Here is a 17,194-nt window from a genome sequence, read left to right on the forward strand (position 1 = left end):
AGCATCAAATAACCTTAAGCATTAGACATAAAAAAACCCTAGATAAGAATCTAGGGTTTTTGCTTTCTACAAAAGAAAAATTAGTTAATTACTTTTTCTTCAGCTTGAGCGGCTTGGTCTGCTTGGATAGCTGTTAGAGCTACTGTGTAAACGATATCGTCTACTAGAGCACCACGAGACAAGTCATTTACTGGCTTGCGCATACCTTGAAGCATTGGACCGATAGACACTAGGTCTGCTGAACGCTGTACCGCTTTGTAAGTCGTGTTACCCGTATTTAGGTCTGGGAATACGAATACTGTCGCTTTACCTGCAACTGGAGAGTTAGGCGCTTTAGAAGCGGCTACGTTTTCCATGATTGCTGCGTCGTACTGAAGAGGGCCGTCGATCACTAGATCAGGACGTTTCTCTTGAGCAAGTTTGGTTGCTTCACGTACTTTATCTACGTCTGCACCTTTACCAGATTCACCAGTAGAGTAAGAGATCATAGCAACACGTGGGTCGATACCGAATGCAGCAGCAGAATCTGCAGATTGGATCGCGATTTCAGCAAGTTGTTCTGCTGTTGGATCTGGGTTGATCGCACAGTCACCGTATACAAGAACTTGATCAGGCAGAAGCATGAAGAAGATTGAAGATACGATAGAAGCATCAGGAGCCGTCTTGATGATCTGGAACGGAGGAACAATAGTGTTCGCCGTTGTGTGAACAGCACCAGAAACTAGACCGTCAACTTCACCCGCTTCGAGCATCATAGTGCCTAGGAATACTGAATCGTTTAGCTTCTCACGAGCCACAACTTCAGTCATCCCTTTAGCGCCACGAAGTTCTACTAGACGAGCAACGTAGTTTTCGCGAACTGATGCAGAATCAATGATCTCAACGCCTGCGCCAAGCTCAACGCCTTGCTGTGCAGCAACGCGACGGATTTCTTCAGGGTTACCTAGAAGCACACATGTTGCGATACCGCGCTCAGCACAGATAGCCGCAGCTTTTACCGTACGCGGCTCATCACCTTCAGGAAGAACGATACGCTTAGCCGCTTTACGAGCGAATTCAGTTAGCTGGTAACGGAATGCTGGTGGGCTTAGACGACGAATGCCTTGAGTTCCTTCAGATAGAGAATCAATCCAAGGGCCATCAATGTGGCTAGCAACGTGATCGTTAACGAACTCGATACGCTCTTTATCGTCCGCAGGAACTTCTAGGTTGAAGCTTTGTAGGTTTAGAGACGTCTGCCAAGTGTTACCTTGAGCTTTGAAGATCGGTAAGCCTGAAGCAAATGCTGGTGCACAAAGTTTAGCAATGCTTTCTGGGATGTCGTAACCGCCAGTCAGCAAAATTGCACCAATTTCAACACCGTTTTTCGCAGCAAGTGCCGCAGCAACGATAACGTCAGGACGGTCTGCAGAAGTTACTAGCAGTGAACCTGGCTTAAAGTGTTCAATCATGTGCGGTAGAGAACGTGCACAGAAAGTGATGCTCTTAATACGACGTTTAGAGATCTCACCTTCATTAACGATTTCAGCGTTAAGGTGCTTAGCCATATCAACCGCACGAGTTGCGATTAGGTCGATGCTCCATGGCACGCAGCCAAGAACACGGATAGGGCTAGAGTTGAAGATTTGCATGACTTCAAGATTCGCTTGTTGAGCGCTATCTGCATCATCGAAGATTTCAGAAAGGTCAGGACGAGTACGGCCAGCTTCATCAACAGGAGCGTTAAGCTTGTTGATGATTACACCTTTAATACTCTTGTTCTTAGTACCGCCGAAGTTAGAACATGCTACTTCGATACGCTCTTTAAGTTGCGTAGGGTTGTCAGTACCAGGAGTTGCAACGAATACGATCTCCGCGCCAAGTGTCTTCGCGATTTCTGCGTTTACTTGGTTTGCAAATGGGTGCTTACGAGTTGGAACTAGGCCTTCAATAAGCGTAACTTCTGCGTCTTTGTTGATCTTGTTGTATTGTTCAACAACAGACTCAAGAAGTTCGTCCATTTTTTCGCTACCGATCAAAGCTTCAGCTTTAGTCATCGCGATAGGCTCACCAATCTTAATGTCGCTGTTTACGCTGATAATAGTAGACGTTAGATCGGGTTGATCACCACCGCTACGAGGTTGAGCAATTGGCTTGTAGAAAGAAACACTTACGCCCTTGCGCTCCATAGCGCGAAGAACACCCATGCTAACACTAGTAAGACCAACACCAGCGCTTGTAGGGATAAGCATAATAGTACGTGACATTGACGAACACCTTTGACTATTGGAAATAAAAAAGCTCAACGGCTATCCCCACCGATATTTAAATTGGGGTAGGAATAGAAGTTGAGCCCCATTTTCTTAGTATGAAAAGCTGACTAGCTTCAAGTGAAACTAGTCAGAAAAATCAATTAAAGACCTGCTAGTTCCGCAGTGTCTTCAGCAATGACTAGCTCTTCGTTAGTTGAGATAACCATTGCAGGGATGCGGCTGTTAGCTGTAGTGATAGTACCTTCGCCGCCGAAACGAGCTTTAAGGTTAGCTTCGCTGTCAACTTCGATGCCGAAGATGCCTAGGCGGTTAAGCACCATTTCACGGATTGGGCCAGAGTTCTCGCCGATGCCGCCAGTGAAAGTGATTGCGTCTAGACGACCTTCTAGAGTTGCAGTGTAACCAGCAACGTATTTAGCTAGACGGTGACAGAACACGTCCATTGCACGAGTTGCTTCTTCTTTTTCACCGTAGTTGTCTTCAACGAAACGACAGTCAGAAGTCACTTCAGTTAGACCAGCAAGACCAGACTCTTTAGTCAGCATGTTGTTGATTTCTTCAACAGAGTAACCAAGAGCGTCGTGTAGGTGGAAGATGATTGCAGGATCTAGGTCACCACAACGAGTACCCATTACAAGGCCTTCAAGAGGAGTAAGACCCATAGACGTATCTACAGATTGACCGTTCTTGATAGCACATACAGAAGCGCCGTTACCTAGGTGACAGTTGATGATGTTAACTTCTTCAACTGGCTTGTTTAGTAGGCCTGCAACTTCACGAGTGATGAATAGGTGAGAAGTACCGTGCATGCCGTAACGACGGATACCGTGCTCTTTATATAGGTTGTACGGTAGAGCGTATAGGTAAGACTCAGAAGGCATTGTTTGGTGGAACGCAGTGTCAAATACAGCAACGTTCTTAAGGCCAGGGAAGTTCTGTTGAGCTGCTTCGATACCGATAAGATGAGCTGGGTTGTGAAGAGGTGCGAAAGTCGCAGCGTCTTGAATACCTTTAAGAACTTCATCAGTGATAAGGGCAGAAGAAGTAAACTGCTCGCCACCGTGTACGATACGGTGACCGATAGCGCCAAGGTTAGCTTTAAGCTCTGGCTTAGAAGCAAGAATAGTTTCTACCATGAAAGATAGTGCTTCTACGTGAGCTGCGCCCGCGCCTAGTTGTGCTTCGTGCTTGCCATCAAGTTTCCACTTCATACGAGCTTCTGGAAGACCTAGACACTCAGCAAGACCAGTGAGGTGCTCCGCACCTGTTTCTGCATCAACCACAGCGAATTTAAGAGAAGAACTACCACAGTTTAAAACTAAAACTAGCTTAGACATTAATGACTACCTGTTAATTTTTCTGATCGAAATCAGTTAAGGATGAAAATTAATCTCAAGAATAGACGAAGCATGTGGGCTTGCGTACTAACCTTGGTCAAAAAAACGTTAATTTCCGTATAAAGTGAAAGCGCACTTTTTCAAAAAAGAGGCTTGAGCATTCCTTGCAGAAGTCTTCTCAAAGTTGCTTAAATTGTAAATAAGGGCAACAATGAGATTGAGGTCTGCAAATAATAGCGATATTGTGCAAATATAACAAAAAAATTTGAAATAATATTATTTTTCGTCAAATTCTTGTGTTTTTAGTTGATGGTTTCAACTTTTTTTTAGTGGGAGGCTCATATGAGCAATAGAGTTGGTTTAACGAGCAGTTTAAAAGATGGCCAAAAATACATGGATCTTTGGCCTGTCCGAAAAGAGTTAAACGCTATTTTCCCAGAGCAACGCATCATTAAAGCCACGCGCTTTGGTGTAAAAGTGATGCCCGCGATAGCTGCTATCAGCGTTTTGACGCAAATGGTCTTTAATAATAACCAAGCGATACCGCAAGCCGTAGTTATGGCTTTGTTTGCTATTAGTTTACCGCTTCAAGGTATGTGGTGGTTAGGCAATCGCTCAAACACTCAACTCCCGCCAGCGTTAGTATCGTGGTATCGCGAACTGCACGAGAAGATCACTGAAACGGGTTTTGCTTTAGAGCCAATGAAGCCACGCCCTCGCTATAAAGAATTGGCGATCATTTTGAACCGTGCATTCCGCCAGTTAGATAAATCGTCAATGGAACGCTGGTTCTAACAATACCTCATCGATCCTTATCGTCTGAGAACGGCTACACATCGTTGATGGTTTGTTCTCAGATTGTGTGCATCTACTTGTGCCCACTTAGTTTGTTATTTGCTGACTCATCTCGACCAATCTTTCTCACATAATTAGAACTTTGTTGTGTTTCTGTTAGATATCACTTCAAGTTATTAATTTCTGTTGGTAATTGTATCAATAGCGGGTGTTGTATTATTCTCTTAGATCGAACAATAACAACGAGATCTTGATGAAGGAAGTATTGATGGTTTCGGTAAGAAAAGTATTAACGGCTGCTTTGAGTGGTTTTCTGCTGCTATGGACTGGAAACGTGATGGCAAACATAGTCAAAGTGTCAGTATCGCAAGTGGTAGACCATCCTGATTTAAACGCGACACGTTTAGGATTGATTGAAGGGCTACGAGCTAAAGGTTTCGAATCTGGTAAAAACTTAGAGTTTTCCTATGAGCTAGCTGATGGTAATCCAGCGCAAGCTGCGAAAATAGCTAGAAAGTTCGTCAGTGAAAACCCTCATGTATTAGTCGGCATCTCGACACCTACCTCTCAGGCTCTGGTATCGGCAACACGATCCATTCCTATTGTGTTTACAGCGGTTACAGATCCAATCGGGGCAAGACTTGTAAAACAGTTGGAAAAACCGGGTCGAAATGTCACTGGCCTTTCTGACTTATCACCGATCACTCAACATGTATCGTTAATTAGAGAACTTTTTCCTCAGGCAAGTTCAATCGGTGTTGTTTACAATCCGGCAGAGGCAAATGCGGTTGCTTTAATCGGGCTATTGAGAAAGGCTGCGCGAGATTTTGGTTTCACTCTCCTCATCGAAAAAGCATTGAGTGTTGAAGACGTAGAAGCAAAAGCAAAATCTGTCGCTAGGAAGTCTGATGTTATCTACGCGTTGACCGACAATACTGTTGCAAGCGGTATGGAAGAACTTATAGAAGCAGCGAATCAAGCAGGGACGCCAGTGGTTGCAGGGGCCACTTCTTATGTTGGACAGGGAGCTATTGCAGGTTTAGGTCTAGATTATTATGACGTTGGAGTGAAAACCGCTGACTATGTAGTTGCGATTCTGAATGGGCAAAAACCTGGAAAGTTGAGTGTCAAAACTGCGCAGAGTTCACAGCTGGTGGTTAACCTAGACGCTGCTCGTGCACTTGGCGTGATCGTGCCTCAGTCTGTGATTGAGCGTACCGTCATTAGCCGATAAACCTCTTTAGTAGGTCTCAATTGACGGACTATCTATCAGTTACTTTGTTAACAGAGCTTGAATTAGTTTTTAATGATTCAAACTTAATCATCTTAATATCAAACAGCGTTCTTTTTTATTAGTTTGCGAATAGTCACTTCACCGTTAAGCCTGCCGTTAATATCAATTTACATTATTTTATATCGAGAGGGCTGTGGATTAGTGTAATAATATTAATGGTATAAATGAAAGTAGCTAAACGCTAAGAGCAAATTATATGAAAATAAACAGGCGCTTTAGCCTTCACTTTGTCTTCGGATTTCCCGTCGTGATCGCCTTAATGCTGCTTAGTTTAATAGTTAAGAACTATTTTGACGCTGTAGAAAAGGAAATCGACAGCGAATTTCACCGTATCGAAGAGGCGTTTAAACGGACGGCTAAAATAGTCATCGCCTTAGATTATAGCTTTTCTAATTACCATAAATCCGGTAATCCTTTTTCCCTCGATCATAACAAACAAGTGGTTGGTGGCCTTTGTCGTATTTGGCCTATTGACGTGTTACTGCTTGCCGATGGCAAAACTTCAGACATTCCCTCTATTGATATCAACTACATGTTGGTTGGTGAGGAGTCCTTATGTTCTGAAAACAGTGATAGTGACAGTTACATAAATGCCTCAAAGAAGATTACTCTGGCGCCTATTCTTTCATTCTTGTCCCAGCTTGATGAGTATCACAACGGCATTTACTTTATTGATACACTTGGTTACGTTATTTCATCACCTGAAGATATTGCTAAGGGATTAAGCAAAGAACTACTGTCGACAATCAAAAGTCGCCCTTATTGGCAGAAAACAGCTAACAACCCAGATCATCTAACACTATCTGGCCCTGCATACCGGTTTGATTCCCTTGATCGAATTATTAGTATGACAATTCCAGTATTTCATAAAGGAGCCCATCAAGGGATGTTATCGGTGGATATTGATGCTGATAAGCTACTTGCTAACTCTAGTGAGCATCTAGTGGGTCGAATTGATATCGTTGATATCACATTAGTCAATCCGACTGATAATGCCACCTTCTATCACGAGATAGCATTGGAAGGGGTCGCGTCTCATCAAGCGATTTACTACGAGTTTGACCTTGCGAAAGAGATTGAGCACTTTTTTGTTTATGAGAAAGACAGCCTTATTGTGGCTATTATCGTGTATATGTTTTCTGTAACGATTTTTTTCTACGTTAATTCCAATATGGAACGTATCTATTTTAAAGATCTTGCAGCTAAAGATCCTATGACTGGGTTATTGAATCGACGTGGCTTGGAAGTTTTTTGGAGTAGCGTAGAACATGACCAATTGTTTGCTTTAATAGTATTTGATATTGATGACTTCAAGTCGATTAATGATACCTATGGTCATGATAAAGGTGATGATGTGATTCGTTATATGTCGCGTCAGATTAGTAGTAGTATTCGAAATAGCGATGTAGCTGCAAGGTTTGGTGGGGAAGAATTCGTCGTTTATCTGGAAGGTGATGATCGAGCGGCCATGATAAAAACATTACAACGCGTTAAAAATGCAATTAGTGCGAACTCAACGGACATTATCCCTGATGGTTTCACGATATCAGGTGGGGTTTGTATTGTTGAGGCTGAACACAACAACCTCAACTTTGACGAGATATTCAAATACGCGGATGAAAAGCTTTATGTGGCTAAGACTACTGGCAAAGACCGCATAGTATTTTAACCACGCTATTGAGGCTTTATAAAGAGATAAGAGTGAACTCACTCAAACTGTTTGGCTGTGTTCCTCTTGATAACGCTGAAGGCGCTCTACAATGGGAGGCGCTTTCTTGAAAGTACGAATTTCTTTAAATAGTTCGTTCGCTTCAGGGTAACCTTTACTCAGGTAGACAAACCACTGCTTTACTCTATTGGGGTAGTACATGCCTTTATCCCCTTTAATTTGAAACTCTGAATAACGCAATAAAAGTTCAATCACTCTATTCCACGGCATTTTTTGATGGTCGTGCTTAACGACATTACCAAGGTTCGGAATGTTGAAGGCGCCGCGGCAAACCATCAATGAGTCCACCCCTGTTGCTTTAATGCAATCTTGGCCATCTTGATAGTTCCAAATTTCCCCATTGGCAATCAACGGCAGAGACGTTTTCTCTCTTATTTGATTGATGTAGTCCCATTTGATTTCGCTGGCTTTATAGCCGCCAATTTTGGTTCGTGCATGTACGGTGAGTTCGTCAGCTTTTGCTTGCTCGATAGCGTCGACAATTTCAAAGCACTCTTCAGGATGCTCCCAGCCTAATCGAATTTTTGCGGAAACGGGAATGTGTGCAGGCACCGCCTCTCGGCAGGCTTTTACCACTTGATAGATGAGTTCTGGCTCTTTTAACAGTGAAGCTCCACCATTACTTTTGTTTACCGCCTTTGCAGGGCAACCAAAGTTAATATCAATGCCTTTAGCGCCTAAATTTGCAGCTTGGAAGGCATTTTCGGCCATCCAATTTGGGTGTTGTCCAAGAAGTTGGAGATGGATAGGCACACCTGCCATGGTTTGAGAGCCTTGATGTAATTCAGGGCAAATACGGTGGAAAACATGCGGAGGCAGAAGTTGATCAACTACGCGCACAAACTCTGTCACACAGAGGTCATAATCATTGAACTCTGTCAGAATTTCGCGCATTAGATGATCTAGTACGCCCTCCATAGGGCCAAGTATTACTCGCATATTGTTTGCTACCGAAACTGAGTGTACCGAAAATTTAAGAGGCGTGATTGTACGGTGTGCTTACAGGATTGTCACTATGAGTGTGGTGTACCTACTACTATATCTTTGCCGGTTAGATGGATGTCGGTTTCATCGGTTAATAGCGACATTTTAGGAGCGATGGCGTTATAATACAGAAAATGCCCCAATATCCAGAGCTTTCATGACATATCAATTATTAAGCCTACCTGAATCTATCTCAGACATTACGCCGCCGTTTATTGAAGGTGCAATCCTTGCGTCTAACCTAGCGACAAAGCCACTCGATCCTGAAGAATGGCTTGCTATTGTAGCGCCTGAAGCGGGCAAAGAGCTTGTAACATTAGTGACGGAACAGATTAACCGCCAGCATAACCTGATTCAGCGTAGTGAATACTTACTGTCTGACGTTTTGACTGAAGGTGACTTCAATGAGCAGTTCGCAGATTTTGCGGAAGGTTTCATGATGGTTTGGCCAACAGTGGAAGAGCAGTGGCAGAGCGTAACAGTCGTGGATGGCACTCTGCGCATGTTACAAGCGCTCCTAACAACCTTGATGCTTGCGATTGATGAAGAGCAAACTCAACAACAAATGATCGCTGCAGGGCTTACCAACCCACCATCGCTTGCCGATTTAGTGGGTCAAGTCGATCTGATGATCTCAGAAGTGGCAATGGCAGCGGATGAAGCTATGTTGGGCAATAAATCCCAGAGCGTAAACCCGTTTAAAGATATTGGTCGAAACGACCTTTGCCCTTGTGAAAGCGGTAAGAAGTTTAAACAATGCTGCGGTAAAAACAGCTAATTACGTCTTATTGAGCAACTTAGCTTGAGTGAGTAACAGATTTTCTTAAGTGATAAAATTTTAAGTAATAAAAAGTCGACCTTTGGGTCGACTTTTTCGTTTCTGAACATGATGAATGAGCTAATTGTTAATCATTCTTTGATTTAACGAATTGAGAAATCACTACAAAACCGAAAGCAACTAAGTTACCCGCGAAGATGATGACCAGCCACTGTGGCATTGAAAGCTCTAAGAGCTGCCACACAACCTTGCTGCAGTCGCCATAAGCCTCAAACATCCAAGGAGCCCATTGGTTTAAAGGTGCCCAGCTAGGGAAGGTCACGAATAGGTCACAAGTAGCAAAAGGAGACGGATTAAACTGATAGTCAACGTGTTCTAAAGCCAGTGTCAAACCTTTGTATGCGCCAAACCCCCAACCAGCTAGGCCCAACCAGCGCGATATTGGATTGTTCGGAGCAATTACACCAATGAGGGCAGCAACACCAATTGCGAGCATAGCAACGCGTTCATAGATACACATCACGCAAGGGCCAAGCATCATCACATGTTGAAAAAAAAGAGCGCACGCCTCAAAAAATACAATAAAAGCCAGCAGTAAAAGCCAAGATAAACGTCCCTTAGAGAAGTCTTTGAGCATTACAAAAAAGTTCACGAATTTAACCCTGTCTATAAAATAAAAAAGCTCTGAATACTCAGAGCTTTTTATCTTGGATAAGTTTCCTAATCAACTAATATTTTTGACTAGTTAGATACACTTATTGTGCTTTACAACACAAAGTTGGATCAGTGACCACCAGAGATAACTGGAGCAACGACTTCACCTGCTCGATGAATGATCCAACCAGCATCGTAGAACCATGCTGTCATCGGCTCTACCAAGAACACGATGCCTGCTAGGCCAACCAGTGCCAAAACGATTGTGTAAGGCAGTGCCATGATAACCATGCGCCCGTAAGATAGTCTAATTAACGGAGCCAGTGCTGATGTTAATAGGAACAAGAATGCTGCCTGACCGTTTGGCGTTGCAACCGAAGGTAGGTTAGTACCCGTGTTGATCGCCACTGCGAGTAGGTCGAATTGGTCACGAGTGATGATACCTTCAATAAGCGCTGTTTTCACTTCGTTAATGTAAACCGTACCTACGAATACGTTATCTGAAACCATCGATAAGATACCGTTGGCCACATAGAATAGTGCGAGTTGAACACCTTTATCTTCAACGTGAAGTACAGCATCAATTACAGGCTTAAATAATGATTGGTCGATGATTACTGCAACGATGCAGAAGAAAACAGCTAACAGAGCGGTGAATGGTAGTGCTTCCTCAAACGCTTTACCCATTGAGTGTTCTTCGATAACGCCAGTAAATGCCGTTGCCAGGATGATAACTGAAAGGCCAATCAAACCCACTTCAGCAACGTGAAGCGCAAGGCCTACAATAAGCCAAACTGCGATTGCACCTTGAACCCATAGTTTTGCTATGTCTTGCTTTGTACGATTTGCTCGTTCTTTATTGTCGAACTCGACCAAAATTTGGCGAACGTTATTTGGTAGTTTTGCACCATAGCCAAACACTTTGAATTTTTCTACAAGTGCGCAAGTTAGAATACCGCAGATGAATACGGGCAGCGTGACAGGCAGCATACGGATGATAAACTCACCAAACTCCCAACTCGCTTGTTTAGCAATCACTAAGTTCTGTGGTTCACCGACCATAGTCATGACACCACCTAGTGCCGTGCCCACGCCTGCATGCATGAGTAGTGAACGTAAGAAGGCCCGGTAGTTTTCTAAGTCATCACGAGTTAGCTCAGAGATTTCTTCATCATGAGTATGATCGTGTGCAGACGTTGAGCCTTTGCCTGATGCCACTTTGTGGTAGATAGAATAGAAGCCAACCGCAACACTGATCACAACGGCAATTACTGTTAGCGCATCTAGGAATGCCGATAAAAAAGCGGCGGCGATACAGAAAGCAACAGAAAGCAGAATTTTAGATTGGATACCGAGCAGTATTTTCGTGAAAATGAACAAAAGCAGTTCTTTCATGAAGTAGATGCCAGCAACCATGAATACCAACAAGAGTAATACAGGAAGGTTAGCTTGTAGCTCGTGGTATACCATTTCAGGTTTGGTCATGCCTATGGCGACCGCTTGAATCGCCAGTAAACCTCCTGGTTGAAGAGGATAGCATTTCAAAGCCATTGCTAAAGTGAAAATAAACTCAACCACTAATAGCCAGCCCGCAACAAATGGGTCAACTAGGAAAAAAACAAATGGATTGATGATTAAAAAGGAAATGATGGCAAGTTTATACCAATCAGGAGCTTTACCAAGGAAGTTCTTGATAAAAGCGTTTCCGAGAGACATCGGCATGTTAATACTCTTTTATGTTGATTATGAATAGACAAGCAATACAACATTTTGAAAATCGAGCTATAGAAACAATTAAAAACTATAGCTAACAGTGACTTAGAAAAACTACATTCCATGTAACGTTCTGTGGTCTTGCCAAGTCACTCCCTTAGAAACTCAAGCACTGCTTATTTTTGAGCGAAACTCTACTCTTAGATAACATTTAGTCAACAGGAAAAGTTCTGTAGTGCTAAAAATACCACTTTTTTGTTGAGAAACGCGATCAAAGTAGTGCGAGCATATCACTTAAAATTTAATAAAAACCGACTAGAATCAATATTTAATCGAAATGATTGAAAATCACAGAATAAAGGCGGTTTATGTGTGATTTTTACAACTTAATATTGCAATTTAATGGCTCTTAAATTATGACCAATATCATTGATTTTAAAGAATTTTTGTTGTGTTAATGAATTGTTGGAATGGCTGTTTATGGTCACTTGCTTTCTAAAGCTTGGGTGCAAACGTGTGTTTATCTTTAGAGTTTTAACTCTATTGCTTGATATGAGTGAGTTAAGTTTTTGAGGGTGTTTCCGCTAGGTGTGACTAGTGGTATGATGAGTAAATTAGAACAGAATAATTTAATTGGATTGAAGTGTAGATGGTCATTAAGGCGAAGAGCCCGGCAGGTTTTGCAGAAAAGTATATCATTGAAAGTATTTGGAATGGCCGTTTTGCTCCTGGCTCTATCTTACCCGCTGAGCGTGAGCTTTCTGAACTGATTGGTGTAACACGCACCACGCTTCGTGAAGTGCTTCAGCGTCTTGCTCGTGATGGTTGGTTGACAATCCAACACGGCAAACCAACCAAAGTAAACCAGTTTATGGAAACCTCAGGTCTTCATATTCTAGATACGTTAATGACGTTGGATGTTGATAACGCAAGTAAAATGGTCGAAGACTTACTTGCTGCTCGTACTAATATCAGCCCGATCTTTATGCGTTATGCATTCAAAGCAAACAAAGAAGCTTCAGAGCGTACTATTAGCAACGTGATTGAATCTTGTGAAGCGCTACTTGCGGCACCAACGTGGGATGAGTTCTTAGAGTCATCACCATACGCCGACAAGATTAAGCAAGCAGTCAAAGAAGATTCAGAGAAAGATGAAGCGAAACGTCAGACGATCTTAATCGCGAAGACTTTCAACTTCTATGACTACATGCTTTTTCAACGTTTGGCGTTCCACTCAGGTAATCAAATTTATGGTTTGATTTTCAACGGAGTACGTAAATTCTATGACCGCATTGGTAGTTACTACTTCTCCAACCCAGAAGCTCGACGTTTGGCGATAAACTTTTATAAAGAGTTGTTCGTTATTTGTGAGAGTGGTCAACGAGAAAACTTGCCACTGGTGATCCGTAATTACGGCATCGCAAGCGCGCAGGTTTGGAATGAAATGAAAACAACGTTGCCAACTAACTTCACTGAAGACGATAGTTAATCCGGTAAACGCTAATCTGATAAATTTTAGGTTTATTCGGTAAGTGACATAAAGAAAACGAAAAAGCGACGAGATAATCAAATTATCTCGCCGCTTTTGTATTTCTGAAGAGAGGATGTTAGTAACTTAAGCTACAAACTCTTCTGAATCTGGGCGGTTTGTAAATTGGACGCCATTTAGAAAATCACAAAGTAGTTGGTCTTCACATACCTTGTAGTTTTTGTTTTCTGGTTTACGGAAGTACGCACCAACCTCGTGCTTGCTCAAGCTAATGCCGACGACTTCTAATATGTCCAGTACATCTTCTGCTTTCATGTTTAATGCAATACGTAGCTTCATGAAAATCATGTTGTTAGTTAGATCAACTTCAGGTTTAGGTTGAGCACCTTCTTTTTTACCACGTTTAAGGTTGATGAAACCATTTAGGAATACCGCTAACTCTTTGTCTTTCATCTTAGAGCATGACTTGTCATTGTCGTCTTTTAGCCAGTTAATTACTTGGTCATGAGCAACAGTCACCTCAGCTTGCTCAATAGCTTTAATGATTTGTGCATTTTTAAGGTTTAGTGCGTGTTGAATACGACGCAAGATTTCGTTGTTAGTCACTGAAGGTTCCTAAAAAGGGTTTAGAGAGTAAAGTGGATTTGATCGCGCGCATTGTTACTGATAAAAATAGCTACCGAAAAAACGGACGTCGATACACCATCACTCTACATAGCATAGTTGATGGCGACTCTAACAGAGAACGCCTGTATTCGGTAGATATAAAAAATCCCCGATGCATTTGCTACATTGGGGATTAATTCGCTACGAGTGCAGCTTTATCTTGACTGAGGTCAGAATTACATTACACGCATACCAGGTTGAGCACCTTCGTGTGGTTCAAGGATCCATAGGTCGCTGCCACCAGGGCCAGCTGCTAGGATCATGCCTTCCGACATACCAAACTTCATCTTACGAGGTTTTAGGTTTGCTACCATAACAGTTAGCTTGCCTTCTAGCTCTTCAGGTTTGTATGCTGACTTGATGCCAGAGAATACTTGGCGGGTCTCACCGCCGATGTCCAATTGGAACTTCAGTAGTTTGTTTGCTTTCGGAACTTCTTCACAAGAGATGATACGAGCAATGCGCATATCGACTGCAGCGAAGGCATCGAACTCAATCTCTTCTGCGATTGGTTCTTTGTCTAGCTCGGTTTGGCTTGCTTGCTCTTTTTCGGCTTCTGCTTTTTCTTTCGCTGCCGCTTCAGCTGCAGCATCTTCTTTAGAAGACTCGATCATGGCTTCCACTTTCTTCGGATCAATGCGGCTAAATAGCGCTTTGAACTTAGTGATTTCGTGATCAGTTAGCGGCGCTGCAACACCTTCCCACGTTAGTTCTTCGTTTAGGAAAGCTTCGGTGCGAGCCGCAAGCTCAGGCATCACTGGTTTCAGGTAAGCCATTAGTACGCGGAATAGGTTAATACCGACAGAAGAAACTTCTTGAAGCTCTTGCTCTTTACCTTCTTCTTTTGCAAGAACCCAAGGTGCTTTCTCATCGATGTACTGGTTAGCTTTATCAGCTAGTGCAGTAATTTCACGGATAGCGCGGCTGAACTCACGAGTTTCGTATAGCTCACCGATACGCTCAGCAGCAGCAACGAATTCGTTGTAAAGTTCTGGTTCTGCAAATTCAGCAGAAAGCTTGCCTTCAAAACGCTTAGTGATGAAGCCAGCGTTACGAGAAGCTAGGTTAACGATCTTGTTTACTACATCAGCGTTTACACGTTGAGTGAAGTCTTCAAGGTTAAGGTCTAAATCATCGATACGGCTGTTTAGCTTAGCAGCGTAGTAGTAACGTAGACACTCAGGGTCTAAGTGATTTAGGTACGTACTTGCTTTAATGAATGTGCCTTTAGATTTAGACATCTTAGCACCGTTAACCGTTACGTAGCCGTGTACAAATACGTTGTTTGGCTTACGGAAGCCCGCGCCGTCAAGCATTGCTGGCCAGAATAGGCTGTGGAAGTAAACGATGTCTTTACCGATGAAGTGGTAAAGTTCAGCTGTGCTGTCTTTCTTCCAGTATTCGTCGAAGTCTAGGTCATCGCGCTTGTCACAAAGGTTTTTGAATGAGCCCATGTAACCGATAGGAGCATCTAGCCAAACGTAGAAGAACTTGTCTTTTTCGCCTGGGATTTCAAAGCCAAAGTAAGGTGCATCACGTGAGATATCCCACTGTTGCAGACCAGACTCAAACCATTCCTGCATTTTGTTTGCAGTTTCATTCTGTAGAGAGCCAGAACGAGTCCACTCTTTTAGCATGCTTTCGAACTGAGGTAGGTCGAAGAAGAAGTGCTCAGAATCTTTCATTACTGGAGTTGCGCCAGAAACCGCTGATTTAGGATTAATCAGTTCAGTTGGGCTGTATGTCTCACCACAGTTATCACAGTTATCACCATACTGGTCTTCTGACTTACACTTAGGGCAAGTACCTTTTACGAAGCGGTCTGGTAGGAACATCTCTTTCTCAGGATCGAAAAGCTGAGAAATAGTACGGCTAGAAATGAAGCCGTTCTTTTTAAGTTCTAGGTAGATGTGAGAAGCCAGTTCACGGTTCTCTTCGCTGTGTGTGCTGTGGTAGTTATCAAAGCTGATATCAAAGCCAGCGAAGTCTTTTTGGTGCTCTTCACTAACAGCAGCGATCATCTCTTCTGGCGTGATACCCATCTGTTGAGCTTTAAGCATAATTGGCGTGCCGTGAGCATCGTCAGCACAGATGAAGTTTACAGTGTTGCCACGTAGACGCTGGTATCGAACCCAGATATCAGCTTGGATATGCTCAAGCATATGGCCAAGGTGAATAGAGCCGTTAGCGTACGGAAGCGCACAAGTTACCAAAAGTTGTCTTGGATCAGTTGCCATACTTAATAATTCGCTTTTTTGATAGGTATAAATTTGAGAGGTAATACTACTTTATAACGTGTGATACGCCAAGGTATCAGACAAAGGATTCCCCTAGTTTTTTAGGGGTTCAGTCTTCATCTCGTGGGTGATAGCATAAATAAAAAAAGGAGCCCCAATGCGTAACTTTACTTCTAAGCAAGATTTCTGTTCATGGTTGAATGAGTTCGAGTCACCTATCCTCATTCCCGAGTGGGCGTTACACCAAAATAATATCGTCTCTGTTGATCCCCGTGGATCATTTGTTATCACATTGCCTTTCGCTGCCAACCAGCTTGCTGTTGATCTTGAAGACTGGATTAATGCCCAGATTGAGCAAAAGCTTGTGAGTACTTTCCAATTTCAAGTGAAGGTGCAGCCATCTGCGTTAGAAACCACGGTTGCTACACCATTGAAGGGCGTGAAGAACATCATCGCCGTGACATCTGCAAAGGGTGGGGTGGGTAAATCGACGACTTCAGTCAACCTTGCTTTGGCTTTATCTAAGTCTGGTTCAAAAGTGGGTTTATTGGATGCAGATATCTATGGCCCTTCTGTGCCGATGATGCTTGGCCAATTAGACGCGAAACCAGAAGTTCAAAATAACAAGTGGATGATGCCAATTGAAGTGCACGGTATTTTCACTCACTCCATTGGTTACCTTGTATCGAAAGATGATGCTGCCATTTGGCGTGGCCCAATGGCGGCCAAGGCATTAGGCCAACTTGTTAATGAAACGGTATGGCCAGAGTTGGATTACCTAGTCATCGATATGCCACCGGGCACGGGGGATATTCAATTAACATTGTCACAACAGATTCCTGTGACAGGGGCTGTTGTGGTGACTACACCGCAAGATTTGGCATTAGCCGACGCACGTAAAGGTGTCGCTATGTTTGATAAAGTAAGTGTGCCAGTAGCAGGACTAGTAGAAAATATGAGCTACCATATCTGCAGTCACTGTGGTGAGAAAGAGCATATATTTGGTGCTGGTGGCGCAGAAGCGATGTCAGAAGAGTTTCACCTCGATATCTTGGCGCAAATTCCATTGCATATTGATGTGAGAGAAGACATTGACGCAGGTTGCCCGACGGTAATACGTCGTCCGGATAGTGAGCATACGCGTCACTATCTAGAACTTGCTGAAAATATCGCTGCGAAAATGTTCTGGACGGGAAAAGCGAGACCAGAAGCGATTAACTTTTCGATGGTTGAATAGCGCGGATCAATGCAAAAAGTATCTAGGTT

13 protein-coding genes are annotated in these 17,194 nt (G+C 43.1%); 6 read left to right on the forward strand and 7 right to left on the reverse strand.

Annotated elements, in window-relative coordinates; genetic code table 11:
• Window positions 1–80: 80 nt before the first annotated feature.
• Window positions 81–2,246 (reverse strand): phosphate acetyltransferase, encoded by a 2,166-nt coding sequence (gene pta / locus WR49_RS00460; RefSeq protein ID WP_017054962.1) that lies wholly within the window; start codon window positions 2,244–2,246, stop codon window positions 81–83.
• Between the two features lie 146 nt (window positions 2,247–2,392).
• Window positions 2,393–3,589 carry an acetate kinase gene (locus WR49_RS00465; protein ID WP_046222695.1) on the reverse strand — a complete coding sequence of 399 codons (1,197 nt, stop codon included), beginning with the start codon at window positions 3,587–3,589 and terminating at the stop codon, window positions 2,393–2,395.
• 342 nt (window positions 3,590–3,931) lie between these two features.
• Here WR49_RS00465 and yfbV point away from each other — a divergent pair, with 342 nt between their 5' ends.
• The 3 genes from yfbV (at window position 3,932) to WR49_RS00480 (ending at window position 7,347) form a co-directional block, all read left to right on the forward strand.
• Window positions 3,932–4,384 carry a terminus macrodomain insulation protein YfbV gene (gene yfbV / locus WR49_RS00470; RefSeq protein ID WP_017054964.1) on the forward strand — a complete coding sequence of 151 codons (453 nt, stop codon included), beginning with the start codon at window positions 3,932–3,934 and terminating at the stop codon, window positions 4,382–4,384.
• 268 nt (window positions 4,385–4,652) lie between these two features.
• Window positions 4,653–5,618 carry an ABC transporter substrate-binding protein gene (locus WR49_RS00475; RefSeq protein ID WP_046222696.1) on the forward strand — a complete coding sequence of 322 codons (966 nt, stop codon included), beginning with the start codon at window positions 4,653–4,655 and terminating at the stop codon, window positions 5,616–5,618.
• 256 nt (window positions 5,619–5,874) lie between these two features.
• Window positions 5,875–7,347, forward strand: coding sequence for a GGDEF domain-containing protein (locus WR49_RS00480; protein ID WP_046222697.1), 1,473 nt, complete (start codon window positions 5,875–5,877; stop codon window positions 7,345–7,347).
• Window positions 7,348–7,389: 42 nt separating this feature from the next.
• On the opposite strand, the gene dusC is transcribed toward WR49_RS00480, so the two are convergent.
• Complete coding sequence (gene dusC / locus WR49_RS00485; RefSeq protein WP_082082725.1) at window positions 7,390–8,346, reverse strand: tRNA dihydrouridine(16) synthase DusC; 957 nt, start codon at window positions 8,344–8,346, stop codon at window positions 7,390–7,392.
• A 202-nt stretch (window positions 8,347–8,548) separates the two neighbouring features.
• On the opposite strand from dusC, the gene WR49_RS00490 reads away from it, so the two are divergent.
• A complete protein-coding gene (locus WR49_RS00490; RefSeq protein WP_017054968.1) occupies window positions 8,549–9,169 on the forward strand; it encodes a YecA/YgfB family protein in 621 nt (206 codons plus the stop codon).
• Window positions 9,170–9,296: 127 nt separating this feature from the next.
• On the opposite strand, the gene dsbB is transcribed toward WR49_RS00490, so the two are convergent.
• Both dsbB and nhaB read right to left on the reverse strand, forming a co-directional pair.
• On the reverse strand, window positions 9,297–9,806 hold the full coding sequence (dsbB, locus tag WR49_RS00495) for a disulfide bond formation protein DsbB (protein WP_046222843.1): 510 nt from the start codon (window positions 9,804–9,806) through the stop codon (window positions 9,297–9,299).
• A gap of 146 nt (window positions 9,807–9,952) precedes the next feature.
• Complete coding sequence (gene nhaB / locus WR49_RS00500) at window positions 9,953–11,545, reverse strand: Na(+)/H(+) antiporter NhaB (RefSeq protein WP_046222699.1); 1,593 nt, start codon at window positions 11,543–11,545, stop codon at window positions 9,953–9,955.
• 640 nt (window positions 11,546–12,185) lie between these two features.
• Here nhaB and fadR point away from each other — a divergent pair.
• Window positions 12,186–13,025 (forward strand): fatty acid metabolism transcriptional regulator FadR, encoded by an 840-nt coding sequence (gene fadR / locus WR49_RS00505; protein ID WP_017054971.1) that lies wholly within the window; start codon window positions 12,186–12,188, stop codon window positions 13,023–13,025.
• A gap of 126 nt (window positions 13,026–13,151) precedes the next feature.
• On the opposite strand, the gene WR49_RS00510 is transcribed toward fadR, so the two are convergent.
• Together WR49_RS00510 and metG are read right to left on the reverse strand one after the other, a co-directional pair.
• Window positions 13,152–13,631, reverse strand: coding sequence for a DUF1456 family protein (locus tag WR49_RS00510; protein WP_046222700.1), 480 nt, complete (start codon window positions 13,629–13,631; stop codon window positions 13,152–13,154).
• 236 nt (window positions 13,632–13,867) lie between these two features.
• Window positions 13,868–15,928: a methionine--tRNA ligase gene (gene metG, locus WR49_RS00515; RefSeq protein WP_046222701.1), complete on the reverse strand. Its 2,061-nt coding sequence runs from the start codon at window positions 15,926–15,928 to the stop codon at window positions 13,868–13,870.
• Between the two features lie 157 nt (window positions 15,929–16,085).
• Here metG and apbC point away from each other — a divergent pair, with 157 nt between their 5' ends.
• Window positions 16,086–17,165 carry an iron-sulfur cluster carrier protein ApbC gene (gene apbC / locus WR49_RS00520; RefSeq protein WP_046222702.1) on the forward strand — a complete coding sequence of 360 codons (1,080 nt, stop codon included), beginning with the start codon at window positions 16,086–16,088 and terminating at the stop codon, window positions 17,163–17,165.
• The last annotated feature ends 29 nt before the right edge of the window (window positions 17,166–17,194 follow it).

Source organism: Vibrio sp. ECSMB14106 (assembly GCF_000972265.1).
Classification (GTDB): domain Bacteria; phylum Pseudomonadota; class Gammaproteobacteria; order Enterobacterales; family Vibrionaceae; genus Vibrio; species Vibrio kanaloae.